The sequence below is a fragment of the Chryseobacterium salviniae genome (genome assembly GCF_035819015.1).
In the GTDB taxonomy this organism is placed as follows: domain Bacteria; phylum Bacteroidota; class Bacteroidia; order Flavobacteriales; family Weeksellaceae; genus Chryseobacterium; species Chryseobacterium salviniae.
Window position 1 is genome coordinate 1 of sequence record NZ_JAYLAA010000018.1, and the last position, 25,396, is coordinate 25,396.

Genomic DNA, 25,396 nt, shown 5'->3' on the forward strand with positions numbered 1-25,396 from the left:
GTGTACAGGCTTGCGGCAGATGATGTAGCGGGGATGCCTTTTATTGGCTGCAATTTTCATCAGCCCGTGTTCGCCATACTTCCTGTTCAACGAAAAGGTCTGCCATATAATGAGCGAAGCACCGCCTGCTCCGAGGAATAGGCAGATGTAAGAGTTTACGCCTGCCATATACAGTATCATCACGAGGATAAGCGTACCAAGTAGCCCACCTGCGAAAATGAACAGGTATTGCGCTTTCAGCCCTTTAAATTCCACCGTCCTGCCGATGCCTTTGTTGATATTGTAATTCATAAGGCAACGGATTAAAGGAAGAATGAACGCAGGATAGTAGCGGCAACAATCAGGAAGATACACGCACCGAACCACGAAGCTGCGGTCTTGCTCGTATCAGGGTCGCCGGAACTGAATTTGTTGTACACCTTACGCCTCCGATGAGCCCAACCACCGCACCGATGGCGTAGATTAATTGGGTTGCGGGGTCGAAATAACTTGTTACCATTTGGGTAGCCTCGTTGATACCCGCAGAACCGTTTCCCTGTGCGAACGCACCAATTCCTGACAGCATTGCCACGGCTGCCAGCAAAATTTTTTTTCTCTGTTTTTCCATAATTGAAACACATTAATTTGTTACTGTTTATCCCGCACCTTGCGAGCTTTCGGGACAAATGTCTTGTGGAAAAAGAGGCGTTACCGTAAAGTGGCAGTCAGAGGAAGTGTTTGGCGTTCAATGGCTTTATAGTGGTATGTTTTGGAATAAAAAAACGCCAAGCATTTTACTGTTTGGCGTTGTCTGTCTGATACATTTATTTACATTTTTCGACCTTTTGTATTGCTTTTCTTTGGTCGGTCCGGCTCTTGCTTTTCTTTGGTTTTTTGCTGGTTCTTTTCCGCTTTCAGATTGCTTTTTATCAAATCCACGAGAAAGGTTTTTTCCCACGGTATTAGCTTTGCTTCAAATTGTAATTTCAAACCCTGATGTACCAAACCGTGTGTCAATTCAAAACCATATTTTCTATTCCAGCCAATTCTGTCAAGTAATCTTTCTGACGGAAATTCCACAGCAATTAAATCTTTGGGAAGCTCTTTTATGTTTTTATAATCCGGCTCCTGAAATTCGTGTGTTGTAGGATTGTACGGAATGGTATAGGTTCTTTTATCTTCATCATAGTAGTTCTGTATATTGGAGAAAACAATTCCCTTAGAAAGAAAATCGTCTTTAGGTCGAAGCATATCCATACGAATATCCACATAGAAAGTATGCCCGGCAATATCAATGATTGGTAACATTCCTTTGTTTACCCGTAAGTCATAGGCGTTTTCGGGCTGTGTTGCCATTTCCTTTTCTTCACGTATTTTAACCGCCCAATCTATATAGGCTTTGGCATCCTCTATATTGTTGGGTACGGATTTTCTATGCCCTGACAGCTTACTGTCATCAAGCCCAATGATATAGCCGTGCTTGGGGAACTCGTCAGATTTATAGACAATGATAAGATTGTCTATATCTTTACCGACCACATTGTTTTTGTGGCTGGCGATGGTATAACCTTTATATTCCTCGAATATATAATCCGGGTCGTTTTTGGATTTAATCATATCTGTATGCTTAGGGCGTTATTTTCGGAAATGCGGATTATATGAAATCGGCAATATCAAAATCACTTAAATCATTCTTCCGCAAATTGGAAGAACTGGTTTCGGTATCAGATGATGAAAGTGTGCTGTCCAAAAGCTCGGCAATCTTTCTTGAAGCACCTTGCATTGAACTTTCCAGTAGAGCAAATAATTCGGTTCCCTGTAATCTTTGAACTATATCAATCGCTGTTTCCTTTTGGGCTGGTTCCAATGTTTCTTTTTGGAGCAACACCCCCACGTTGTTTAGTTCTTCAAAGGTAACCCCTTGGGCAAAACCGTCATCGCTACCGGAAGTTCTGTACCTGTTCAAATCTTCTTCTTCCTCTGCTAAATCGGGTACATTATTACTGAACACCTTATCCAATTCTTCCTGCGGAATTTGAATGCCGACGTTTTCATTTTCGTCGTATTCGATGTCTAAATTATCAACATCTACCTCCGGTTCTGCCATTTGGCTTTCATTGGCAGTGTTTGGCACTGATTGGCTTCGTACGGGCTTCGGTTGTCCCATAATATCGGGCAGTTTCGGATTGACTTTTTCCTGTTTCGGTTTTTGTTCCGACTTTCTTTTAATAACAATCTTGTCCTGCAAAAGCAGGGCAATGACTATCAACAGGCATATTACAATTACTATTTCCATCGCTAAAAAATTGGTTTGTTCTGTTTGTTGTAATAATCAATAATATCTTCGCCAAATTCCTTGAAGTGATGTTCAAGAATGTTGTCTATTAAAGAGTAAAGCGTGGCTTTGTCCTCTCTTGATACCTGTACAATACGAAGTAGCCGTTCGTGGTATTCGGGACGTATGTACACTACTTTTCCGTGTCGTCCTGAAGGAAATCTGTTGATAAGGAATAAAGAGGGATAAGGGTTTTTCCGCTCTTTATTTTTCTGATTTTTTCTATTGCTGTTCATCGCTGTAATTTTTAAAAGGTTGGTTTGTTTGCTTTGTCGTAAAGCTCTTTCATTTCCGCCCCGAAATCATCAAAATGATGCTGAAGCAAATTCTGCAAATAATCGGCAAGGGTCAGCTTGCCACCACCGAGCATAAATACAAGCAAGTTCAGTTTCTGATGAAACTCTTTGCTGATATATACCGTTTTCCCTTTTCTTGCCATAAACTCCGTAGGTGTAAGGAATGTGGATTTGTATTGAGCCGTGCGTATGGCTTTGTCTGTTTTTTTGTTTGTAGTTTTCATAATCCGTTGCTTTAAAAAATGGGTTTAAACTTCTCATTAAAATCATCGGTAATCGCTTTCTCAAACAGTTCAAAATGATGTTCGAGAATATTGTCGAGATACGCATACAGCGGTATCTTATCTTTTCCGATAACCTGTACGATACGGGACAGGCGTTCGTGGTATTCCTGCCGGATATAGATGCTCTTGTCGCCCCGCTTTTCCATTGAGTGCGTATTGAGGAAGCGTTCGCCATAAGTGCTATCCAAATTTTTCTTGGCTCTTGTCCGCTCCCTTTGTACAGGTTTCTCCTGTACTGGCTCCGTAATTTCTTCTTTGATGATTTCTTCTTTAATTTCCTCTTTGGGAGGTTCTTCAGGAGGCTGTTGCATTCCCTCTTTGCGGACACCGCCAGCCATTAGGGACATTACATATTCCTCGTCAATTTCAGGCGTGTTTCTTTTTTTATTTCCTTTTTCCATAATCGTTACAGTTCAATGGTTCTTAAAAATTCCTGGATAAATAAATCCAACTGGCAGGCAGTCATCAGCCTTTGGTCGGGCGGTAGCAAAGAAGAACGGAAAGGCGTTTTTTCCATCGCTTCGCTTTCTTTTCTGAAACGCTTGCTGTCCGTTACATAAATCTTCATCAGGGAGAAACCCAAATCGGCTATGAATTTGCCGTACAAATCATAGAGTTCTGATTTTTCACGTCTGTCCACTTGGTTCCAAAACAGGTGGATGCCCTTAATGGTGCTTCCTCCGCTTTTCATTATAATATCTGTAAGCGCCTGTGTAAAGCTTAGTGTACTTTCCACGACAACCCTGTCAGCCGTGATAGGCGAAAAGATGTAATCCATTCCCATAAGGGTATGGAGTATTCCGGCAGAATTCACCGTTCCGGGCAGGTCGAAGAAAACCACATCAAACGGAATGGCGGATGATTTTATTAAGTTTTCAGCCTCCCCCAAAGCGGTTTCCGCTTTGCATTGCTCTATCGTGTAGGCTTTCTTATTAATGGTCATAAACTGCCTGTGGGCAATCCGCTTAAAGTGTTCGTTTTCCTGTACAGCTTTCAAATCCCTTTCACGCATTTTCAATAAACTGTACTGTGGATAGTCGCAATCCAGCACGGCTACATTGTAGCCCATTCGGTAATGGAGCAGGCTTGCTACAAGTGCTGTAAATGTGCTTTTGCCAACGCCGCCTTTTTGAGAAGAAAAGGCAACGAACAGAGGTTTCTTTTTTGTGTCCATATCTTAAAAATTTAAAGTTTCTACTTTCTTGCAGGCATTCTATCCTGCGGACTGTCTGTCAGTCATTCCTGATTTCGTTCCGGCTTCCTTGAAGGATAGCCAGCCATCTTGCTTGACTGAACTTGTGATTGCCTGCCTTTCTGCGATGCGGCAGGACTGCACCCGTTCTTGTTTGTTATCAGTCAGGAGAGCCGTCATTCCTGTATTCCTGCAAACCTGCATACGTTCAGGAAATCTGTCTTGTGTGCTCGCCTGCCGTCAGTCTATCACGTTTGCTTTCTTGCAATCCTGCAATCTTGAAGTCTTGCAATCCGGCTTGCAGAATGGTTTGCATTTTTGAATGCTATCAGTCCGCTCTGAATGATTGTCCGACAGCGTTCCTGCCTGAAATCTGATACAAAGAACCAATGTTATTTTCCTTGTTGTACATAGGTGGCAGTGTTTGGCGTTCAAAGGCAGTGTTTGGCACTCTGTTACACTGCAATGCTTTCAGAAAGAGGACTTTACTTTGTAAAATGAATTTTATTAATGGATTTATGCAAAATCGAATGGACAAAATGGACTTTAACAGCAACGGCATCGAGCCGTTTTTCCCTGTTAAAATCATTCCGTCCCGCAGGGCGGATTTTTGTGTTCAACAGAACACGGCAAGTTGTGTTTTGAGCATCTCGGAATGATTTCCGATGCTCAAAACAACTTGCCCTTTGCAGGGGCAGAAAACACCTTCCGAAGTCAGGGTTTTGTATGGATTTAAAATGGATTAGTGATGAATGATAATAACAATAAGCAACAGAAGAAGACCGGACGCCGCCCGAAAAAAGACCCGGCGAACATCCGATACACGATTTCCTTTAACGAGCAGGAACACGCCCGTTTTCTTGCTCTTTTTGACAAATCAGGTATGCAGGTAAAGGCGCATTTTATTACGTCCTGCATCTTTGACAAGACCATAAAGACCATTCAGATTGACAAAGGAACAGTTGATTTTTATATGCGGCTGACCTCTTTTCACAGCCAGTTCCGTTCCATAGGCGTGAACTACAACCAAATTGTAAAGCTGTTGTACAAGAATTTTTCGGAGAAAAAAGCCGCAGCATTCCTGTACAAACTGGAAAAACAAACGGCTGAAATGGCGATGCTCTGTCAAAAAATCATTCAGATGAGCGAGGAATTTGATGCAAAATACCTCAAAAAATAGCGGTAGAAATGATAGCAAAGATTGGCAGAAGCGGGAATTTATACGGAGCATTGGCGTACAATCAGCTCAAAGTAGAAAATGAAAACGGACAAATTTTGTTCGCCAATAAGATAATTGAAACCGCTAACGGGCATTATTCCGTTGCACAATTAGCCCAATCTTTTGCGCCCTATCTGATTGCCAACCGAAATACCGAGAAACATACTTTGCATATTTCGCTCAACCCCGACCCGAATGACAAGGTAAGCGATGATAAATTTCGGGAAATAGCAGAGGAATATATGCGTGAAATGGGTTACGGCGAACAGCCTTTTGTAGTATTCAAACACACCGATATTGACCGCAGCCACATCCATATTGTATCGGTTTGTGTTGATGAGCAGGGCAAAAAAATTTCGGATAAGTTCGAGAAAATGCGGTCTATGAACCTGTGCCGGGAGTTGGAAAAAAAACACGGGTTGATACCCGCAACAGATAAAGAGCGCAATCAGAATGATAAGGTTTTCCGTCCGGTAGATTATAGGGCAGGCGATGTAAAAAGCCAAATCGCTTCGGTAGTCCGACACCTGCCGAACTATTACCAGTACCAAAGTTTGGGCGAATACAATGCCTTGCTATCTCTTTTCAATATTACCGCCGAGAAAATCGAAGGAGAATTGCAGGGAAAAATGCAGCAGGGTTTATTGTACATTCCATTAAATGAAAAAGGCGAAAGAGCCGGGCATCCGTTTAAGGCTTCCCTCTTCGGCAAGGGCGCAGGGCTACCTGCTTTGGAATTGCATTTTGCGAAATGCAAAACAGCTTTAAAAGACCACCCAAGCAAGCAAACCCTAAAAGCTGCCGCTACCATTGCCCTGAAAACAACGAGCGATGAGCAGGCTTTCAAAAAGCAATTGGCTGAACAGGGCATTAACGTAGTGGTACGCCGGAATGATACAGGTCGCATTTACGGAATGACTTTTATAGACCATAATTCTAAAACGGTTTGGAACGGTTCACGCTTAGCAAAGGAACTTTCTGCCAATGTCTTTAATGATTATTGGAACAATAACATCAAACCGGAGATAAAAGAACCTGCTTTACAGCAACCCAAAATATCCACATCAAATGATGCGGATCTTCCTGCGGAAGAAGCACACCATTTGTTCGATTTCTTAACTACGGAAAAACACGAAGACGGTTTGATTGAAGCATTGGGCGGTTTGCTACCCGAAGCCCAGGGCGAGGATTATGAAGAATTGGATTTTGCTAACAAGATGAAGAAGAAACGCAAACGCCAAAGAGGTCAGAAATAGTAATCAGCCAAATACTGCCACACAACGCCACTGGCTGCCACTTTCTTATAGCCACTCCATAGAGCCTTTAAATTCACGCCCGAACATTAAAACTTAAAATAATGCAGGGAGAAGACGATTTAAGAGGGCTTGCCAAGATAATGGCTTTTATGCGGGCAGTCAGTATTCTTTTGGTACTGATGCACCTTTATTGGTTCTGCTACGGTTTCTTTTTAGAACGTGGGTGGACGTTGGAAGTAATCAACAAAATACTGGGCAATTTCGACAGAACGGCAGGTTTGTTCTCACATACCTTATACACCAAAGCATTTGCTTTGGTTTTGTTGGCTTTGAGTTGCTTAGGAACGAAAGGCGTAAAAAATGAGAAGATAACCTGGTCTAAAATTTATGTGGCTTTGGGGGTAGGCTTTGTGCTGTTTTTTCTTAATACCTCATTATTAAAGCTATCTCCGGCAACAGGCACATTTCTGTATATCCTTACCATCTCTTTAGGTTATATCTCCTTATTGATGGCAGGTGTATGGATGAGCCGTTTGCTCCGTACTAACCTTATGGACGACGTTTTCAATAATGAAAACGAGAGCTTCCAACAGGAAACCAAGCTGATGGAAAATGAATACTCCGTCAACTTGCCCACCAAATTTTACTACAAGGGCAAATGGAACAACGGTTGGATAAACATCGTAAATCCTTTCAGGGCATCTATCGTGTTGGGTACTCCGGGTTCAGGAAAATCCTATGCTATCGTAAATAACTACATCAAGCAGCAGATTGAGAAAGGCTTTAGTATGTATATCTACGATTTCAAATTCGACGACCTTTCTACCATTGCCTACAATCACTTACTGAAGCATCGCGACAAGTATAAAATTCAGCCGAAATTCTATGTGATAAATTTTGACGACCCACGCAAGAGCCATCGTTGCAATCCACTCAATCCCGACTTTATGACGGATATTTCCGATGCTTACGAAGCAGCTTATACCATAATGCTGAACCTCAACAGGTCGTGGATACAGAAGCAAGGGGATTTTTTCGTGGAAAGCCCAATTATCTTGCTTGCAGCTATTATTTGGTATCTGAAAATCTATGAAAACGGCAAGTATTGCACATTCCCGCACGCCATTGAATTACTGAATAAAAAGTATTCGGACGTATTCACAATTCTTACCTCATACCCTGATTTAGAGAATTATTTATCGCCCTTTATGGATGCTTGGCAAGGCGGCGCACAAGACCAGTTACAGGGGCAAATTGCTTCTGCAAAAATTCCTTTATCAAGAATGATAAGCCCGCAGCTTTATTGGGTAATGACTGGCGACGACTTCACGCTCGACATCAACAACCCGAACGAGCCGAAGATTTTATGCGTTGGTAACAATCCTGACCGTCAAAATATTTACTCCGCAGCTTTGGGTTTGTACAATTCAAGGATTGTAAAACTCATCAATAAAAAAGGGCAGTTAAAGAGTTCGGTTATCATAGATGAGTTGCCCACAATTTATTTTAGGGGACTGGATAACCTTATCGCAACGGCGAGAAGTAATAAGGTAGCCGTTTGCCTGGGCTTTCAGGACTTTTCGCAATTAACGAGGGATTACGGCGACAAAGAGAGCAAGGTAATACAGAACACGGTTGGTAATATATTCAGTGGTCAGGTGGTTGGAGAAACGGCAAAAAGTTTATCTGAACGCTTCGGCAAGGTGTTGCAGAAACGCCAAAGTATGACCATTAACAGAAATGATAAATCTACTTCGATATCCACACAGTTAGACAGCCTCATACCTGCATCAAAAATCTCAACTTTGACACAAGGTATGTTTGTAGGTTCTGTATCGGATAACTTTGATGAACGTATCGAGCAAAAAATATTTCACGCCGAAATTGTGGTAGATAATGAAACAGTTGCTGCCGAAACAAAAGCCTATCAGAAAATACCGGAAATCCTGTCCTTTGTTGATAAGCAGGGTGAAGATAAAATGAAGCAGGAAATTGAAGCCAATTACAAACAGATAAAATCAGATATACTAAATATTGTTGTAAGTGAAATGGAACGCATCAAGAATGACCCCGATTTACAGCATTTGGTACAGGAGTGATAAAATAAAAGGGAAGTCTAACACCGTCTAACACCTCCCTTTTATTTTGCCCGTATGCTATATTACTACAATATACCACGAGGTATATGAATACCTTTTGCCCGTACAATGCTTTCCTGAACCATTGGGGTTTCTTTCTGCTTTTCCACTTGTTCCGGAGTATCTGCTTTTGTTTCCGGTGTAATGGATAGCTGTATTTTCCTCTCAACAGCAGCCAGTTCCGTTTTAAGTTCGCTCAATCGGCTTTCCTTAGCCCACGTACCGTTAACCACTTCCTGAAGTATGGGCAGGTCTTTTTGTATTTCAGAAATTTTCTCCTGCTCCTGCTTAATAAAGCCCGGCAGCTTTTCTAAAGCCCTCAAAAAATTCATTGCTGCGGTTTCAGGGTCTTTCGCCATTATGCCGTTGTTGTAGGTGTATTTGATGTTGCCCTCGCCCTGAACCAAAAAACGGTTTACCCTAATATCTGCTCCCTCTTTTTCAGAGATTTCAGTTTTAACCAACAGCGTAAAACCATACAAGCTGCCGATTTCTTCATATCGCCCTGCGGTACGAGCTTTATCCGCAATCTGGTTGAGTTTCGTACCGATTTGTTTCGGGTTTGCATTCGGCGGTAAGCCATCCAACAGCACCGGATTTGCGATTGTTCCGTCTGAATGCTTTTGTAGGCGTTGCTGCAAGTTTTCCCAGTCTGTACTCATCCGGTTCAAACGGGATTGGGTACTTTGCAACATTTCCGTATAATCCTGCACCTTAAATTTGGCACTGGATTTAGAACGGTTAAACGCCTGCTTTTCGCTTTCCAATCCGGCAATCTGCTTTTCAAGTTTGGCTTTATCCAACAGGTCTGTATTTCCTGATAGGATTGCCACATATTCCGAAAAGTTCATTCCCGATTTTTCGTCCATACTTCCCTCATCAATCGTTCTTTTGCTTAGGTTATTAGTCTTTAACTGGTCGATAAAAAGTTGCTTGTTATACAGCAGGTTGAACTTATAACTATCCAAAGATTTTTCAACGGCATAGATAATCACAGCAACTTTATTATCAGCGAAGAATTTGGCTATCTCGTTGCCTTTTCGGATAGCCCGCCCGTCCCTTTGTGCAAGGTCGCTCGGTCGCCACGGCGTATCTAAATGATGAACGGCAACGGCTCTTTTCTGTGCATTAACACCCGTTCCCAACATACTGGTAGAGCCGAACAGCACACGGATTTTACCCTCGTTCATTCCGTTGATGAGGTCTTTACGCTGCTTATCATTTTTGGCTTCCTGAATAAACCTTACTTCGTTTGTAGGTATGCCGTGGTCTTCCACGAGCTTGCGTTTTATTTCGGAGTACACATTCCATTCGCCTGGCTTGTAGGTTCCCAAATCAGAGAAAACGAACTGTGTTCCTTTTTGTGCATTAAACTGGTTGTAATACTTGGCAATATTTGCCGCACAATGCGAAGCCTTGTTGTCGGGATGGTCGTCATACATTCCGCTTACCATTCGCATATCAAGGGACATCTTACGGGCGTAGTCCGTAGCAATGAGCATCTTTGCTTTTTCTTCCCTTTGCGATAACGGTAATCTTCCGAGCAAAGTAGCATCGCCCGTTTTAGCAAACTGCATCAGGCTTTGGATAAAATCTTCTTGGTCGGGCGTTGGCGGTATATTGTACAATACCTCATTCTTTTCGGGGCGGTCAATACCAATATCCTTTGCCGTCCTGTAATCTGTGATTTCAGAATAGAACTGTGCCAGTTCCGGCACTTTGATGAAGTAGCGGAAACGCTCTTTAGCGACTATATTATTGGCTACCGAAAATTCATAATCGGTCGTTTTCCTTGCATAGATAGCTGCCCACGCATCAAAAGAATGAATGCCCTGTTTTTCCAATGCACGAGGGCGCAGGTATTTGAACAGCAGGTACAGTTCTGTTAAGGAATTGCTGATGGTTGTACCTGAAAGAAAGGTTGCACCCATATCCGCATTGGTTCGCTCCTGAATGGTGCGGATAGCAAAGAGCAGGTTAAGTGCCTTTTGGCTCCCGTCCACATTACCCAGTCCGGCTACCCTTGTATGACGGGTGTTGAACATCAGGTTTTTGAACTGGTGGCTTTCGTCCACAAACAAATGGTCTATACCCATCATTTTGAAGTCCACAATATCATCCTTGCGGTTTTCAATATCGTGTTGGAGTGTTTTCAGTTTTACTTCAAGATTTTCTTTCCTTTTGATTACACCCGCAAGCATCCCTCTTGTTACTTCCTTACCTTGCGATTGCAGGGCATCGAGGTTGCGCTCTACGCTGTCTAATTCTATTTCGAGGATTTCCTTTTGTATTTCGGGCGATTGCGGTATCATTCCGAACTGGTCGTGCGTGAGTATCACACAATCCCAATCGTTGTTTTTAATATCCCCGAAAATCCGGAGGCGTTTTTGAGGTGTAAAATCATCAATACCTGGATAAAGGATTTTAGCGTGTGGATAGGCTTTGCGGTAGTCTTCAGCAATGGCAGGTATATTCGCTTTCAGCCCAATTATCATTGGTTTATGGGCTAAGCCCAACCGCTTCATTTCCTGTGCTGCTGTACACATTATCAGCGTTTTTCCTGCACCTACTTCGTGGTCGCAGATAGCGCCGTTGTTCAGTTTTATCATCCAAACGGTGTCCTTTTGGCTTGAATACAGGTCTTCAATACCTGCTGCCTTTCGGTCTAATCCCGGAAAGTCCTGATGGCTGCCGTCATAGTTCGGGCGAACAAAACAGTTAAAGGTATCGTTGTATTGGTCGGTCAGCCTGTTTTTAAACTCATCGTTCTGTGCGTGTAGCCAGTCGGTAAAGGCGGTACGGATTTCATCAATCTTGGTGTTCGCCATTTGTATGGCTTCCATATCCCGTACCTTGACCTCTTGGTCGCCAACCATTACTTTTTTGGTAATATCCGGCGTGGTATTGACAAGGGCGTGTTTGAGCAGCGCAATACCATCAAATGTTCGGCTTTCTGCCTTGACTGCATATTTTTCCCAAATGTGCATATTGCCCTGATGACACTTTACGGAAAAGTCGTCGGAGCTTTCCGAATAATGAACCAGTACATCGGCATCAAACAAATGCGAAGCAAACCGGGCATAAATTCCCGTGGGTATCCACCGTTCACCGAGGTTAAAATCAAGTTCCTCAAATTCAATCCGTCTTGGTCGGGCTTCTTCTAAAGCGGTAAGGCTTTCTTTGGCTTCCTTATCATCAGGATTGTTTTCGAGATATGCTCGTACATCATTTGCTTTCTCAACAACATTGCCCGCTATCCACCGTTCAGCAATTTCATATTCCTGTTGTAGCGGATTGTAGAACAACCGCCCGTGCAAGGCTTCTTTCAGCGTATAGGCAGGCAGGCTGCTGATTTCGGACATAAAATCCAAATCCACGCTTCCGTATTTGTTCAGCGATGACGCTAAAGCCTCTTCGGGATTGTCGGTTGCTAATGTGGTAGTAGAAAAACTAACGGGGCGGCTGAATATATCTGCTTTGTGAATTACGCCCCCGATAATACGCTCCAGATACGGTATTTCCTTACCTGCGCTGTCTGTCTTTATGAGCTTGGCATTGTCGGCAGCATTCAGATTGCCGTATTTTTTAGTAAAGGCATCATAAAGGAGGTTCAGCGTTTCCCGTTCTTCCTTGTGTTCGGTTTGCCTTTCAGCTTCTTTTTGATAGAGGTTAATATAACTGTCCCTTACGGCAATATAGGCTTCGGCTCTTGCTTTTTGTAAAGTCGGTAATTGCAATGTATGAAAGGTTGCTGATGATTTTTCTTCGTTTCTTTCGACATCTTGCAGATAACCAACCCAACCATTATCCGCAACAAGGCAATCATTACGGTGGAATGATTGCAGTTCGCCACTATACGGGGTAGGTTCGGGAATGGCGTTATTAATGGCATTGGGAACGGCTGACTTATCAGTCTGGCCATTCCCGTTTATTTGTGAAAACAGGTCGCCAATTGCTTCCTGATTTTTGCTGTTTATCTTTGGAGTACCGTTAGCAGTACCGTTGGTTTTTGGCGGTATATAGGTTTGCTGCAATGCACCACTGAACAGATCGGTTTGGCGACCTATTGTATCTCTGCTTTTTCGGGTGCTTTGCTTTTTGCTTCGGGTAGTTCTTTTGGGTAACGCAATTACGGCAACAGGTTCGCCCGCACTTTCAAACAGGTCGAAAATGCTTAGTTGTTTCAATTCCTGCGGGCTTTCCTGACGGACTACCGGAGTTGGTTCGGGTTGTAGTTTTTGCCGAATGGTTACAGGCTCTATTACCGGAGGTATAACCTTTGGCTCAATCGGAATTTGTATAATAGGCTCATCGTTCCGTTTGCCTTTGTATAAACCCAAATTCAGATGCTTACCGAAATCTTCGGAAAGCATTTGTTTCAAATCTTTGGCAATCCCATCAACACCATTTTTATGCGTATAGATTAAGGCAGGCTGTCCGTATGGGTCAGTATCTAATTTGTAGTCTGTATGCACAATCCTTGCACTGTTTTGAAACAAGGCATTGCCTGGTGTATTGTATTCGGTTGGATTGCTTCGGCAAAACAGATCTTCCCTGTCGGTCAGATTTTCTTTTGCCGTATTTTTTTGCAGGATAATCAGGTCGCTTCCCACTTCCGTACCTGCATATTCTGTAAACAGGTTGTTAGGTAATCTTACAACCGATACCAAATTATTATCCTGCATTAACGCCCTGCGTATGGGTTCGTTTTTAGGGCTGTTCAATATGCCTTGTGAAGTGATATAAACTAACAAACCACCCTCACGGAGCATATCAGCACCTTTCAGAAAGAAGTAATTGTGTATGCTTCGGGCAGCCTGTATTTTTGCATTGTCCTTGCTTCGGGAATAAGAAAGGTCGAATACGGAAGTATCGCCAAAAGGAATGTTACTGGCTACTACATCATAGCTGTTTTGTTCCCTTTCGGGAATTTCCTCAAAACCGCTTACACGTACATTGCTTTCGGGATAGAGCTGCTTTAAAATCTTGCCTGTCAGCAAGTCCTTTTCATAGGCAGTAACATTGGCTTTTTGACTTTCCGAAAAGGATTGTATGAATGAGCCGATACCTGCGGAGGGTTCGAGGAATTTATCAATATGCAGACCGCTATCCCGCAAGGCTGATGAAATGGCATCTATGACCTCTGGCGGGGTATAAAAAGCCGTTAAAACAGAACTTTTCATACTATCCACATACCTGCGGTATTGCTTATCGTCTTCGGAATTTTCTTTGAGTAGTTGGTGGAGTTCCTGCGTAATCGGAAAGAGGTCGTGTTCCGTTTTTCTCCAATTATTGATGTCTATTTCATTTTCAAAGGGGTTCAGAACGAATTTAAGACCGCCAAATCCGCTGTATTGCATCATTAGCAGTCTTTCGCCTACGGTGGCTTGCCGTTTCTCCTTTTCCAGTTTAAAAACAATTCGCAGGGCATCAATATTCTGTTGGAGATGGAACCGCTTACTGAAGCCCATTTTCCTCAATCCATATTGCGATGGTTCCGGTCAGTTCGGTATAGAGTAAATCGAACTCAAACCCGTGGATGAAATCATCGGTTAATTCATATCCTGCAAATACAGGTTCGCAAACAGGAAACATTTTCAGGGCGAACGGTCGCAGTTCCTCATCTGCCATTATGGTATCAAACTCATTGCATACCACTTTAAAAACCGTGTCGAACTTGGAGAAGTGTAAGCCCTCAAACAATATGTAATTAGCTATTTCATTGCATTGCTCTAAGGCGTTTCCCGACCGGAACGCCCCCTCATAAGCGTTGGCAGCCCACGAAGACCGTTGGTCTATAAATTTTTGGTCGTGTACCTTTTCGGGGAAGCTGCTGTTTAATAATTCTTGCAGTCGTAATCTGAAATACGATAGGTCTTTTTGCTGTACGTCCATACTATATTTTGTTTAGAATTTTACTTAAATCCTAAAATTATAAGCGAAAGCAAATGCCTTTGTGAATGTTGCAGGGTTTGGCTTTGAGAGGCGGTATTTGGCGTAATGGACAATAAAAAACCTCTGAAAAATTCAGAGGTTCATTTTTATGGCTTGTTAAGGATTTGGAGCATCCTGCCGACTTCAATATCCATTCGAGAAAAGGCAAACCATTTTTTGCCCAGGTCTTTGAGCGATGCCCCTATATGGTAAAGCTCTGTATTGTCAATAATTAAAAAACGGTCGTGGGCATCGGAGAAAATCTCAATATCTATTACAGTATATTGGCTGTTGTAGCGTTGTAAATCCAACCGTAACTGGTGACTGATACTTTTGGTAAGGATAGTGGCAGTTACATTATCATTGCGCTTACCCAATAAAGTAAGCACCGTATCATCCACATAATTATCAAGCAGGATAATGGAACTTCCGGCACTACGGATAATATCAGAAACAAAAGCATAGGCATCAAAAACCTGTCCGTTGTAAAAGATACCTTTTTCGCTGTGCAGCTTGTCGCTTTCCAAAGCCTTAAAAATCTCTTCAAATTTTTGGTCGGCTTCCAGTTGTTTCAATTCAATATTATCTAGCCGATGAAACAAAGAAGCATTGCTAATGAGCATACGCCGCATTTCTACAAAGGCTTCCATTATTTGAACACTCATTCTTACCGCTATGTCCGAACGGAGTATGGCAGATGCCATTGCAACCCCCTGTTCGGTAAAAGCATAGGGTAAATAACGTCTGCCACCGTAATTTAAACTTGAGGTTCCAAATTGGAACCTCAAGTTTTCAACTTCCTTTTCAGTCAGTTGAAAGCAGAACGAAGCAGGAAAACGCTCGATATTCCGTTTTACGGCTTTGTTGAGGTTCTTTGTTTCCACCTGATACAAGGCAGCAAGGTCACTATCCAACATTACTTGTTTGCCCCGAATAGTATAAATCAGGTTCCTTATTTCTTTGGGTATAATAGACGATTTATTTTCCATTACGCTTATTGCTTTTGTTTTTTTCAAACTCAAAGGAGGTTTCTGCATTTTCTTTCAGCACGATATAAGCATCGAATTTCTTTCCGGCTTTGCTCGTCATTCCTTTGATTAAAGCCGTTTTACCCTTATTGATAAGGCTTACAATATTTTCGATACTGATTTGTACCCCGCAGACGGTACGGAACTGCACCCAATTACAAGCCTCATCAGAACATTTCACAATCTTGTCACGAATGATGAGTTGCTGACTTTTGCATTTCGGACAGGTCAATTTTGGCTGATTAGTATTTGCAATAGAAGTTTGCAGCAGTTCATCGGTAATAGATTTCGCATAGGTTTCCATTTCCTTTTGAAATGCTCCGGCATCCGCTTCGTTGTTTTCAATTTTCTGCAATGCCAGTTCCCATTCTGCGGTCATAGCTACATCTGCAATCTTGCGTTCTTTAACAAGCCCGTACACCTGCAATCCTTTTTCTGTAGGTATTAAAGAACGCTTATCCCTTTGGATATAATTACGGGTAAACAAGGTTTCGATAATGGCGGCTCTTGTAGCCGGAGTACCAATACCAATATTTTTCAGGGCTTTCCGTTCTTCCTCGTTTTCAATTTCTTTTCCGGCGGTTTCCATAGCCGATAGAAGCCCGGCTTCGGTATAAAGGACTGGTGGTTTGGTCTGCTTTTCCAAAACGGCAGCTTCTTTTATTTTGAGTTCATCGCCTTTAGTCAGTTCGGGTAGTTCCTGCACTGGCTCTTCGCCATCATCGGTAAAACTTCCTTTGATGGAACGCCAACCTGCTTCCTGAATTTTACAACCTTTTGCCGTAAAATCGTAGTGCAACACCTGCAATGATACATCGGTTATCTCTTTGACACAGGCTTGTGATATGGCTTCGAGCAGGCGAAGTGCAATCATATTGTAAATCTTATCTTCATCTGCATTCAGTACAGACGGCACTTTGTCGGTAATCAATAAACCGTGATGGTCCGTTACACGGAGGTCATTCACGATACGTTTATTGAACCGTCCCCATTTGATTTTGGTAAGGGCTTGTTTGCAATCTTCACGGTTCTGCAATGCCCGCACAAGGTTGGGAATTTCTGCCCACATATCTTCGGGTATGTATTTGCTTCCGGTACGGGGATAAGTAATAAACTTCTTTTCGTACAGGCTTTGCGCAATATTGAGCGTTGCTTCAGCAGATAATTTCAGCCTTTTGTTGGCTTCTTTTTGCAAGCCCGTCAAATCAAAAAGCAAGGGCGGTTGTTCTGTAACACTTTTGGTTTCTACCGATGTAACGGTTGCAATTTCATTGCGCTGAATGGCTTTCAGCGTATCATCAGCAAGATGCTTTTCATCCCACTTGGTAACGGAAATACTTTTGAAATCAACCTGTGCTTTGTGATGTAGCAATTGTATCTGCCAATATTTCTTTACAGAGAAATTTTTGTTTTCGAGATAGCGTTTGCATATCAAAGCCAACGTCGGAGTTTGCACTCTTCCGAGCGAGTAAATACCATTGCCTGCGGCAATGCTCAACGCCTGTGTAGCGTTGATGCCTACAAGCCAATCGGCACGGCTTCTGCCTTGTGCAGCCTGATATAACCCGTCAAATTCTTTTCCGTTTTTAAGGTTGTCAAAGCCCTGCCTAATTGCCTTTTCTGTAAGCGAACTAATCCAAAGGCGTTCAAACGGCTTGTTGCATTTCAGGTATTCATAAATGTACCTAAAAATGAGTTCGCCCTCACGACCTGCATCTGTCGCCACGATAATGCTATCGCTTTTATTGAACAATTCTTTGATTACTTTCAGTTGCTTTAATGCGCCAGCATCGGCAGTATAGCCTTTATCTTTTTTGACTTTGCGAACGGTCAATAAAAACGGGTTAGGCAATATAGGCAAAGCGGCTTTGTCAAATCCCGTAATCCCATAATCTTCGGGCATTCCCAGTCCTATTAAATGACCGAATGCCCACGTAACAAAATAGCCGTTACCTGTCAGGTAGCCGTCCTTTTTTTCAGATGCTCCCAACAAGCCGGCTATCTCCCTTGCTACGCTTGGTTTTTCTGCTATAATTGTTTTCATACTGTATTACATTTTTCTGCCTTTGGATTTTGCAGGAGTTTCGGGTTTTTCTTGTTGTTCCTGCTGCTTTTCATTTTTCGGTCTTTGTTGCCCGGACTTCAAAGGCTCTTTGATGTTCTTGGTTGCTTCATTGGTCTTACCCTCTGAATTAACGGCAGTCTGTGTTTTATGGGTTTCGGCAGTTTCTACCCGTGCTTTATACTGACCGGGAAATTCAAAGTTGGTCTTTCCGGTATCTTTGTCGAAAGTGATATAACCCTTGTAGGGTTGGTCTTTTTTATCTTTCAATTCCACATATATGGTTTGCCCGGCTTTGAATTTGTTGTACTGCTCATCGTCCAGTTCTTTGCCCCTGAAAGTTTTCGGAGCTTCCTGCGGTTGGCTTTGCTGATTATTCTGCTGATTGCCCTGTTGATTGGTTTGTTGGTTGGTTTGCGCCTGCTGATGGTTATTGCTTCTGTCAAACAGGAACTCTACATATCGTTTGTCCGCATTAAACTGTACCATTGCAGAAAACTCTGTTCCTTTGGTAGAAATCATACCTTGCAGATAAAGCGGTTTGCCTTCCATTAAGGTTTGCTTTTGCTCGTCATTCAGTTTCACACCTTTTAACTCATCAGGTATTTTTATGAAATCAGTTCGCAATGCCACTACATCATTGGTAAGCCTGTCAATGCTGATAATAGACGGCATCAGTTCGCCCGTTTTAGAATTTACCAAATTGACTACACGCCCCATATTGCCCGTTTCAAGCAGGTTTTTCTTGTCTTCGTCCGTAAACTTGTGACCGAAAAACTCAAAATGGAGGTTAGGCTCTTTTTTGATACCGTGTATTGCCACGATAACATTACCGTCTTCCGCTTGCTGTAAAGACAAGCGGGCATCCGTGCGCAGAATAGAACCGCCGAGGTTAATGCCTATCGGTAAGAGTTCATTGGTTTTGTAACCTCTTAATAGAGGGTCAAGCAGGTTTCTTTTTTCAAGATACTCTTTGCTTAATCCGAGGTTTTTCATTGTGTCCCAATCAATCTGCTCCGGCTTGTAGCGATATTCACTCGTTTCCGTTGTTGTTTGTGCTGTTGCCATATTATTTTGATTTTCTTGTTTTTTGTCCTGTTGCGGTTCTGCCTTTACTTCGAGTTCTTTCAGCACTTTCTCGCCATCGGGAGTGGGCTTATCTACGTGCTTTTGTAATTCCTGTGCTTTTTCAGCAGCAATAGGGGCGGGTACTTTGAAGAAAGTAAAGTTTGTAGGGTTCTTTAACTGGCTGAAAAAATTGGAAAAGAAGTTGGAAAAGAAATCGCCGCTTTTGTCCACACGCATAAACTGGTTTTGGTTTTTCTTCGTGGGTTCGACGGTTTCCATTTTCCCGTTTTCGTCGATACTCTTCACTGCCTGGATTTTCATTTTTTCTTTATCCAGTACGAGTAATATGTCCGAAAGCTGTTCGGGCATTTCCTGTTTATTAGTTGTTTCTTCACTCATATTCTGAAAATTTTAAAAGTTCGCTGTCGAATGTAAAGGAAGCCTGCACCGTATTGCACTATGTGGCACTCAAAGGCAGTGTTTGTCACTTATTGGCATCCAGTTTGGGCAAAGGCGGGTTAAAACTTTCCCTGATGAACTGATGCACATCGGATAGTTTGTAATACAATTTTCCGCTGATGGTATAGTAAGGCAGCTTACCGATGGAGCGATACCGTTGCAGGGAACGGTTGCTGATTTTCAGCATTTGTAATAAATCCTGATTATCCAGTAATTCTTCTCCGTCTATGCTATTGCGCTTCTTTTGTAAATCGTCTATGTGGTTGCCGAGAATGTCAAGCCTATCCATTATGCGTTCCATCCACGCCACAAATTCCATTTTGTCGATATTCATACCCAAAACTTTTACTTATTACCTGATTTTAGCTTTCTGCCTTGTTTAATGTAGCTTTTGCCTTTCGCCATAAGCTGCTCCACATACTCATCGGTAGTTTGTACGGCATTGGCGTTAAGCATTTCCTTGATAGCACCAATCGTATAGTAATACTGCCCGTACATTTTTGAAAAGGCTATCTGCCCGTTGGTGCGCATACGCCACAATGTTTTTTCGCTGATGTGGAGGTACTGGCAGACTTCGTGATTGTTGAGCCACAAACTATCATAGCTTGTATCTTCCAGTTTCAGGATATATTCGCTAATGGCTTTCAACCGTTCGTTAAGGTGCTGCCACACTTCTTCGTCAACTGTTATTATATTCATTGCGCTGTCGTTTAATGTTCACAGGGCAAAATTCAGAATTGTGGCAGTGTTTGTCCGCCAATGCTTGCCAATTGAAAAAGCGGTTTTTTGAAAATTTTACAATTTGCCGGAAAGCCTTATTAAATAAGCGTTTCGGCAGATTTTCCGATTTTGGGATAAGGAAATATGCCCGTTCGCCAATTGCCATATATTGGCGAACGCAGGCACAAAAAAAAGCAATACGGAATGCGTATTGCTTTCAAAGCCTTTATTGATGGAGTGTTTATAAGTCTTTATCCATATATTCTTCCAGTGCTTGTTTCAACTGGTCTAAAAACAAGGTGCGAGAGCCTGCACGGGTTTTCATACGGTGGAATGCGTGATGCACATCGGTCAGTGGTATTCGGAACAACACTTGTGAAATAGCAGTGAGCTTCCGGATGCCTAACTTACCTCCTGAAATAGCACCTGATGCGTAGAGGGCATACGTTAGCTCAATCAGAGCATTCTTGCTGTCCGTCCAGGATAGCTCTTTAATTTCGCTGGCGCTACTGAAAAATGTATCGGAATTTTCTTCGGGGCTGATTTTGGTTAAGAGGTAGGCGTATAAGAGGTCGTTGGCGAGGATGCGGGCTACTTTGTAATCGTAATAGGTAGAGAATTGCGGGTCGATTTCAAATACGTAACTATTAAGCCCATCGAGGTAGTTTATCTGCCCACGCTTAAAATATTCGTGGTCTTTATCCACCCTGCCCGAACGGTAGTAGCGATAAAAATGGGAGTTGCAGATGTGTTCCCTAAACTCAATCTTTAGCTCCGTTAAATGGTTCGAGAAATAGTTATGATATATTTTCCCGTTATTGACCGGGCACGAGGTTTCTATCCGGTAGAGCTTGTTATAATAGATGAGTTTGCCCAGGATTTGGGGCTTAATCATTTTAAAGAACTCAATCTCTTTTGCATCGTTCTCAAATTCCGAACTTAGCACACATTCTTTTGCCGAAACCAATAGCTCCTGAAGAAAGACCGTCATTTGAAAAGCCTCTTCAATTAGCCCCGAGCACGTAATTGACAGTTTCCGTTCCTGCTCCTGAATTTCGGTAACAATAGTTCCTAATAACTTTCTCATAGTAGGGAGGATTACGTTATCAATATCAGAGTACCTTAGCAAATGTTATTAATAAACAGCACTTTAACCGCCAATATTCCCCTACAATGGGGAATATTTTAGCTATTTTCCCCTATGAAAACCGTCGTTTGCATCACTTAGTCACTCATAATCAATAAATACTTAATTTTTAATCTTAAATTTGTGGTTGCGTATTGATGCAACAAAATGAATTGTGATTTAGCGAAATATGAGTACATTATTTATCAAAAATATGGTCTGCAACCGTTGTATTCTCGTAGTTCAGAACGAACTCGACAAACTCGGCATAGAGGCTACCAATATAAAACTGGGCGAAATAATCCTTAAAAAAGATTTAACCACAGCAGAGCGTGAGGCATTGGAAAACGTTTTAGACCCTTTGGGTTTTCAGGTCATCGACGACAAGAAGAGCCGGATGATTGAGAAAATAAAGAACGTTATCATTGACCTGGTGCACCATCAGGACAACGATGCGAAAACCAATCTTTCGGATGTGTTGAGCGATGCGCTGCACCACGATTACAACTACCTTAGCAACCTGTTTTCCGATATTGAGGGTACGACCATTGAGAAGTACTTTATCGCACAGAAAGTAGAAAAGATAAAAGAACTGTTGGTGTACGATGAGCTGTCGTTAAGCGAGATTGCCGACCGTATGAATTATTCGAGCGTGGCATATTTGAGCAACCAGTTCAAGAAAGTAACAGGGCTTACACCGAGCCATTTCAAGCAGATAAGGGAAGACAAGCGCAAGCCACTGGATAAGGTTTAAGTAAATCTTACAAATCAAACCCAGAATTTCACAATAGAACTCCTCTTTATTGTTGCCACCTTTGCATTATGAAAATAAAGCAATCGAGATATGGCAACCAATAAAGAAACAATTTACATTCCTTTAGAGGATGTAGAAAGCGAGCACTGTGCATTAATCGTCGAAAAAGGACTGGCACAGGTAAAAGGCGTAGAAACCCACAAAGTAGAGCTAAATAACCGCAGGGCGGCTATTACCGTTAATGATAACGAGGTAGTAGGCGAAGCTGTAAAAGCAATTAAAGATTTAGGCTACGGCGTTCCCACTGTTAAAAAGACTTATCCCGTTTTAGGTATGACCTGTGCATCTTGTGCAGGCAGTGCCGAGAGTATGGCAAAATATACGCCGGGCGTAGTAAGTGCCGAAGTGAATTACGGTACGGGAAACCTCAACGTTGAATTCCTGCCGAATATAACCAATTCCGAGCAAATCAGGAAAGCGGTACAGGACGGCGGTTATGACCTATTGCTCGAAGACGAGAGCAAGCAACAGGAAACTTTAGAAGCTATCCACGCCGAAAAATTCAGAAAACTTAAAAACAAAACCATTTGGGCAGTAATCCTATCGCTACCGGTGGTCATTATCGGTATGTTCTTTATGGATATGCCTTACGGTAATGAAATAATGTGGGCATTCGCCACTCCGGTAGTTTTATGGTTAGGTAAAGACTTCTTTATCAATGCGTGGAAGCAGGCGAAACACCGTTCTGCCAATATGGACACACTTGTCGCATTGAGTACAGGTATCGCCTATATATTCAGCGTATTCAATATGCTGTTTATGGACTTTTGGCATCAAAGAGGTTTACACGCACACGTGTACTTTGAAGCCGCAGCCGTAATCGTTGCCTTTATTTTATTGGGCAAGCTATTGGAAGAAAAAGCCAAAGGCAATACCTCATCAGCCATTAAAAAGCTGATGGGCTTGCAACCGAAAACGGTTATCGTAATAGAAGCAGACGGCACGGAAAGACAAAAAGCCATCGAAGATGTAAACGCAGGCGATATTATTTTGGTTAAGCCGGGCGAAAAAATTGCGGTGGATGGTACAGTTGTATCGGGCAATTCGTATGTAGATGAAAGTATGCTAAGCGGCGAACCTGTTCCGGTACTGAAAAAGGAAAACGAAAAGGTATTTGCCGGAACCATCAACCAAAAAGGTAGCTTCCAGTTCAAGGCGGTAAAAGTGGGTAAAGAAACAATGCTTGCCCAAATCATCAAAATGGTGCAGGATGCACAGGGAAGTAAAGCACCCGTACAAAAACTGGTGGATAAAATCGCAGGTATTTTCGTTCCGGTAGTAATCGGTATTGCTATCCTGACATTTATTCTTTGGTTCTTCTTAGGAGGCGAGAATGGTGTTGTACAAGGTCTTTTAGCAGCCGTTACTGTATTGGTTATTGCTTGTCCTTGTGCTTTAGGCTTGGCTACTCCTACCGCTATTATGGTGGGCGTTGGTAAGGGTGCAGAAAACGGCATCCTGATTAAAGATGCGGAAAGTTTGGAATTAGCGAAGAAAGTAAACGCTATCGTGCTGGATAAAACAGGTACGATTACCGAGGGAAGACCACAGGTTACAGGCATCCAATGGCTGAACAATGACGATGCGACGAAAGATGTTTTATTGAGCATTGAAAAGCAATCGGAGCACCCATTAGCGGAAGCCGTTGTGAAAAATTTGGAGGGCGTTTCTACAACTTTATTATCAAACTTCGACAGTATAACAGGTAAAGGCGCAAAAGCCGATTACAACAGCGACACTTACTATGTAGGTAATAAAAAACTGTTAGCCGAAAACAACATTACCATTGCCGACCAACTGCAAAAGCAGGCGGACGAATGGGGCACACAGTCTAAAACCGTTATATGGTTTGCAAACAGTAAACAAGCTCTTTCTGTAATCGCTATTTCCGACAAAATTAAAGAGACATCGGTACAGGCTATCAAAGAAATGCAGGATGCGGATATCGAACTGTATATGTTGACGGGAGATAATGAGGCTACCGCCAAAGCTATCGCCGAGCAAACTGGTATCAAGCATTACAAAGCCGAAGTTTTGCCACAGCACAAAGCTGATTTTGTGAAAGAACTGCAACAGCAAGGCAAAGTAGTAGCAATGGTTGGCGACGGTATCAATGACAGTACAGCACTGGCAACTGCCGATGTAAGTATCGCAATGGGTAAAGGTTCGGATATCGCAATGGACGTGGCGAAGATGACCATTATTTCATCAGACCTTACCAAAATACCTCAAGCCATAAGACTATCAAAACAAACCGTATCAACCATTAAGCAGAACCTGTTTTGGGCATTTATCTATAACCTTATAGGTATTCCGATTGCAGCAGGTATTCTTTACCCAATCAATGGTTTCTTACTAAACCCAATGATTGCCGGAGCCGCAATGGCGTTGAGTAGTGTAAGTGTGGTAAGTAACAGTTTACGTTTGAAATGGAAGAAGTAAACCGATAAATCACACAAAGAATATTAAAATAGATAGAAACGTTTTGCTGCTGATATTTGCAGCAGTGAAACAATAATCACAAGTAAATATGGGACAAGACCACGGACACAGCCACTCGCATACTGCGAATAAAAAGACCCTGACCATTAGCTTGGTAATCATCACTACATATATGGTAGTGGAGGTAGTGGGAGGTTTTCTGACAAACAGCCTTGCCTTATTAGCCGATGCCGGACATATGTTGAGTGATGCAATATCGCTTTTCATTGCGCTGATGGCCTTTAAGTTCAGCAGTAAAATAGCCGATTACAGTAAGACCTACGGCTATAAGCGCTTTGAAATACTTGCAGCAGTTATCAACGGTGCAACACTTATCCTGATTTCAGTTTATATCATTTACGAGGCGATAGAACGCTTTCAGAGCCCACCGGAAATTCAATCAGGAGGTATGCTCATTGTAGCAATTGTAGGCTTATTGGTTAATGTGCTTGTAGCCTGGATAATGATGCGTGGTGCTGACGTAAAGGAAAACCTCAATATGCGTGGAGCCTACCTGCACGTCATCAGTGATATGCTCGGTTCGGTTGGTGCAATTATCGCAGCGTTGCTCATTATGTTTTTCGGTTGGGGGTGGGCAGACCCGTTGGCAAGCGTTATTGTTTCGATACTGGTATTGAGAAGTGGGTATTTAGTTACTAAATCATCGGTACACGTATTGATGGAAGGCACACCCGAAAATGTTGAAGTGGATAAGGTCAATGAAAAAATCCTTAAAACCGATGGTATTAAAAGTATTCACGACCTGCATATTTGGACAATTACAAGTGGATTGAATGCACTTACGTGCCACGCCGTTGTAAATGAAAAAATGACTATCGAAGAAAGTGAAATATTACTTCGTAAAGTAGAACACGAATTAGAGCATATGAATATCCATCACGTTACCATCCAGTTGGAAACACCAGCACATCTACACGATAATTCGGTGCTATGTATTGTAAAGGCTGAACCGTCAGCACACGACCATCATAATCATTAATCTTA

General features: G+C 42.4%; 21 protein-coding genes and 1 pseudogene. 6 read left to right on the forward strand and 16 right to left on the reverse strand.

The window, feature by feature from the left end; all coding sequences use genetic code 11:
- From SOP96_RS03855 to SOP96_RS03890, 8 genes and pseudogenes are all read right to left on the reverse strand, one after another.
- Window positions 1–291, reverse strand: a 291-nt coding sequence (locus SOP96_RS03855; RefSeq protein WP_326319940.1) for a DUF4133 domain-containing protein, incomplete at its 3' end; no start/stop codon positions are given.
- An 11-nt stretch (window positions 292–302) separates the two neighbouring features.
- Window positions 303–607, reverse strand: a pseudogene (locus SOP96_RS03860) (DUF4134 domain-containing protein).
- 200 nt (window positions 608–807) lie between these two features.
- Window positions 808–1,596 carry a hypothetical protein gene (locus tag SOP96_RS03865; protein WP_312768697.1) on the reverse strand — a complete coding sequence of 263 codons (789 nt, stop codon included), beginning with the start codon at window positions 1,594–1,596 and terminating at the stop codon, window positions 808–810.
- Window positions 1,597–1,633: 37 nt separating this feature from the next.
- A complete protein-coding gene (locus tag SOP96_RS03870; RefSeq protein ID WP_312768699.1) occupies window positions 1,634–2,275 on the reverse strand; it encodes a conjugal transfer protein TraD in 642 nt (213 codons plus the stop codon).
- 2 nt (window positions 2,276–2,277) lie between these two features.
- A complete protein-coding gene (locus SOP96_RS03875) occupies window positions 2,278–2,550 on the reverse strand; it encodes a DUF3408 domain-containing protein (protein ID WP_312768700.1) in 273 nt (90 codons plus the stop codon).
- Between the two features lie 11 nt (window positions 2,551–2,561).
- Complete coding sequence (locus SOP96_RS03880; RefSeq protein WP_312768701.1) at window positions 2,562–2,834, reverse strand: DUF3408 domain-containing protein; 273 nt, start codon at window positions 2,832–2,834, stop codon at window positions 2,562–2,564.
- 11 nt (window positions 2,835–2,845) lie between these two features.
- Window positions 2,846–3,295 carry a DUF3408 domain-containing protein gene (locus tag SOP96_RS03885; RefSeq protein WP_312768702.1) on the reverse strand — a complete coding sequence of 150 codons (450 nt, stop codon included), beginning with the start codon at window positions 3,293–3,295 and terminating at the stop codon, window positions 2,846–2,848.
- 5 nt (window positions 3,296–3,300) lie between these two features.
- A complete protein-coding gene (locus SOP96_RS03890; protein ID WP_312768704.1) occupies window positions 3,301–4,068 on the reverse strand; it encodes a ParA family protein in 768 nt (255 codons plus the stop codon).
- A gap of 766 nt (window positions 4,069–4,834) precedes the next feature.
- Between SOP96_RS03890 and mobA the strand changes: the two genes are divergently transcribed.
- From mobA to mobC, 3 genes are all read left to right on the forward strand, one after another.
- Window positions 4,835–5,266 (forward strand): conjugal transfer protein MobA, encoded by a 432-nt coding sequence (gene mobA / locus SOP96_RS03895; RefSeq protein ID WP_066440844.1) that lies wholly within the window; start codon window positions 4,835–4,837, stop codon window positions 5,264–5,266.
- Between the two features lie 8 nt (window positions 5,267–5,274).
- Window positions 5,275–6,561: a conjugal transfer protein MobB gene (gene mobB / locus SOP96_RS03900; protein WP_066440843.1), complete on the forward strand. Its 1,287-nt coding sequence runs from the start codon at window positions 5,275–5,277 to the stop codon at window positions 6,559–6,561.
- 101 nt (window positions 6,562–6,662) lie between these two features.
- On the forward strand, window positions 6,663–8,660 hold the full coding sequence (gene mobC / locus SOP96_RS03905) for a conjugal transfer protein MobC (RefSeq protein ID WP_109568746.1): 1,998 nt from the start codon (window positions 6,663–6,665) through the stop codon (window positions 8,658–8,660).
- A 65-nt stretch (window positions 8,661–8,725) separates the two neighbouring features.
- On the opposite strand, the gene SOP96_RS03910 is transcribed toward mobC, so the two are convergent.
- The 8 genes from SOP96_RS03910 to SOP96_RS03945 form a co-directional block, all read right to left on the reverse strand.
- Window positions 8,726–14,170: an N-6 DNA methylase gene (locus SOP96_RS03910; RefSeq protein ID WP_213189190.1), complete on the reverse strand. Its 5,445-nt coding sequence runs from the start codon at window positions 14,168–14,170 to the stop codon at window positions 8,726–8,728.
- A complete protein-coding gene (locus SOP96_RS03915; protein WP_066434609.1) occupies window positions 14,157–14,594 on the reverse strand; it encodes a DUF1896 domain-containing protein in 438 nt (145 codons plus the stop codon). Before SOP96_RS03915 ends, SOP96_RS03910 begins: the two co-directional genes overlap by 14 nt.
- A 146-nt stretch (window positions 14,595–14,740) precedes the next feature.
- Window positions 14,741–15,622, reverse strand: a complete 882-nt coding sequence (locus SOP96_RS03920; protein WP_109568747.1) for an ORF6N domain-containing protein — start codon at window positions 15,620–15,622, stop codon at window positions 14,741–14,743.
- On the reverse strand, window positions 15,612–17,705 hold the full coding sequence (locus tag SOP96_RS03925; RefSeq protein ID WP_213189189.1) for a type IA DNA topoisomerase: 2,094 nt from the start codon (window positions 17,703–17,705) through the stop codon (window positions 15,612–15,614). The genes SOP96_RS03920 and SOP96_RS03925 overlap by 11 nt, the downstream gene beginning before the upstream one ends.
- A 6-nt stretch (window positions 17,706–17,711) precedes the next feature.
- Window positions 17,712–19,190: a DUF3945 domain-containing protein gene (locus SOP96_RS03930; RefSeq protein WP_213189188.1), complete on the reverse strand. Its 1,479-nt coding sequence runs from the start codon at window positions 19,188–19,190 to the stop codon at window positions 17,712–17,714.
- Window positions 19,191–19,275: 85 nt separating this feature from the next.
- Window positions 19,276–19,584: a helix-turn-helix domain-containing protein gene (locus SOP96_RS03935; protein ID WP_002978404.1), complete on the reverse strand. Its 309-nt coding sequence runs from the start codon at window positions 19,582–19,584 to the stop codon at window positions 19,276–19,278.
- Window positions 19,585–19,595: 11 nt separating this feature from the next.
- The gene (locus tag SOP96_RS03940; protein WP_109568748.1) at window positions 19,596–19,949 is read right to left on the reverse strand and encodes a helix-turn-helix domain-containing protein; all 354 of its coding nucleotides are present in this window, start codon (window positions 19,947–19,949) and stop codon (window positions 19,596–19,598) included.
- 262 nt (window positions 19,950–20,211) lie between these two features.
- Window positions 20,212–21,057 (reverse strand): RteC domain-containing protein, encoded by an 846-nt coding sequence (locus SOP96_RS03945; RefSeq protein WP_066436109.1) that lies wholly within the window; start codon window positions 21,055–21,057, stop codon window positions 20,212–20,214.
- Window positions 21,058–21,286: 229 nt separating this feature from the next.
- Here SOP96_RS03945 and SOP96_RS03950 point away from each other — a divergent pair, with 229 nt between their 5' ends.
- The 3 genes from SOP96_RS03950 to SOP96_RS03960 all read left to right on the forward strand — a co-directional run bounded on the left by SOP96_RS03950 (window position 21,287) and on the right by SOP96_RS03960 (window position 25,391).
- Window positions 21,287–21,850 (forward strand): helix-turn-helix domain-containing protein, encoded by a 564-nt coding sequence (locus SOP96_RS03950; protein WP_066436106.1) that lies wholly within the window; start codon window positions 21,287–21,289, stop codon window positions 21,848–21,850.
- Window positions 21,851–21,940: 90 nt separating this feature from the next.
- Window positions 21,941–24,352 carry a heavy metal translocating P-type ATPase gene (locus SOP96_RS03955; RefSeq protein ID WP_066436105.1) on the forward strand — a complete coding sequence of 804 codons (2,412 nt, stop codon included), beginning with the start codon at window positions 21,941–21,943 and terminating at the stop codon, window positions 24,350–24,352.
- Window positions 24,353–24,440: 88 nt separating this feature from the next.
- On the forward strand, window positions 24,441–25,391 hold the full coding sequence (locus SOP96_RS03960) for a cation diffusion facilitator family transporter (RefSeq protein ID WP_066436104.1): 951 nt from the start codon (window positions 24,441–24,443) through the stop codon (window positions 25,389–25,391).
- The last annotated feature ends 5 nt before the right edge of the window (window positions 25,392–25,396 follow it).

Bases quoted from the DNA above. Each gene is read 5' to 3' on its own strand.
- SOP96_RS03910 (WP_213189190.1), bottom strand. From the start codon at position 14,170: ATGGGCTTCAGTAAGCGGTTCCATCTCCAACAGAATATTGATGCCCTG.
- SOP96_RS03925 (WP_213189189.1), bottom strand. From the start codon at position 17,705: ATGAAAACAATTATAGCAGAAAAACCAAGCGTAGCAAGGGAGATAGCC.
- SOP96_RS03875 (WP_312768700.1), bottom strand. From the start codon at position 2,550: ATGAACAGCAATAGAAAAAATCAGAAAAATAAAGAGCGGAAAAACCCT.
- SOP96_RS03945 (WP_066436109.1), bottom strand. From the start codon at position 21,057: ATGAGAAAGTTATTAGGAACTATTGTTACCGAAATTCAGGAGCAGGAA.
- SOP96_RS03950 (WP_066436106.1), top strand. From the start codon at position 21,287: ATGAGTACATTATTTATCAAAAATATGGTCTGCAACCGTTGTATTCTC.
- mobB (WP_066440843.1), top strand. From the start codon at position 5,275: ATGATAGCAAAGATTGGCAGAAGCGGGAATTTATACGGAGCATTGGCG.
- SOP96_RS03870 (WP_312768699.1), bottom strand. From the start codon at position 2,275: ATGGAAATAGTAATTGTAATATGCCTGTTGATAGTCATTGCCCTGCTT.
- SOP96_RS03915 (WP_066434609.1), bottom strand. From the start codon at position 14,594: ATGGACGTACAGCAAAAAGACCTATCGTATTTCAGATTACGACTGCAA.
- SOP96_RS03865 (WP_312768697.1), bottom strand. From the start codon at position 1,596: ATGATTAAATCCAAAAACGACCCGGATTATATATTCGAGGAATATAAA.
- SOP96_RS03880 (WP_312768701.1), bottom strand. From the start codon at position 2,834: ATGAAAACTACAAACAAAAAAACAGACAAAGCCATACGCACGGCTCAA.
- SOP96_RS03955 (WP_066436105.1), top strand. From the start codon at position 21,941: ATGGCAACCAATAAAGAAACAATTTACATTCCTTTAGAGGATGTAGAA.
- SOP96_RS03940 (WP_109568748.1), bottom strand. From the start codon at position 19,949: ATGAATATAATAACAGTTGACGAAGAAGTGTGGCAGCACCTTAACGAA.
- SOP96_RS03960 (WP_066436104.1), top strand. From the start codon at position 24,441: ATGGGACAAGACCACGGACACAGCCACTCGCATACTGCGAATAAAAAG.
- SOP96_RS03930 (WP_213189188.1), bottom strand. From the start codon at position 19,190: ATGAGTGAAGAAACAACTAATAAACAGGAAATGCCCGAACAGCTTTCG.
- mobA (WP_066440844.1), top strand. From the start codon at position 4,835: ATGAATGATAATAACAATAAGCAACAGAAGAAGACCGGACGCCGCCCG.
- SOP96_RS03935 (WP_002978404.1), bottom strand. From the start codon at position 19,584: ATGAATATCGACAAAATGGAATTTGTGGCGTGGATGGAACGCATAATG.
- SOP96_RS03885 (WP_312768702.1), bottom strand. From the start codon at position 3,295: ATGGAAAAAGGAAATAAAAAAAGAAACACGCCTGAAATTGACGAGGAA.
- SOP96_RS03920 (WP_109568747.1), bottom strand. From the start codon at position 15,622: ATGGAAAATAAATCGTCTATTATACCCAAAGAAATAAGGAACCTGATT.
- SOP96_RS03890 (WP_312768704.1), bottom strand. From the start codon at position 4,068: ATGGACACAAAAAAGAAACCTCTGTTCGTTGCCTTTTCTTCTCAAAAA.
- mobC (WP_109568746.1), top strand. From the start codon at position 6,663: ATGCAGGGAGAAGACGATTTAAGAGGGCTTGCCAAGATAATGGCTTTT.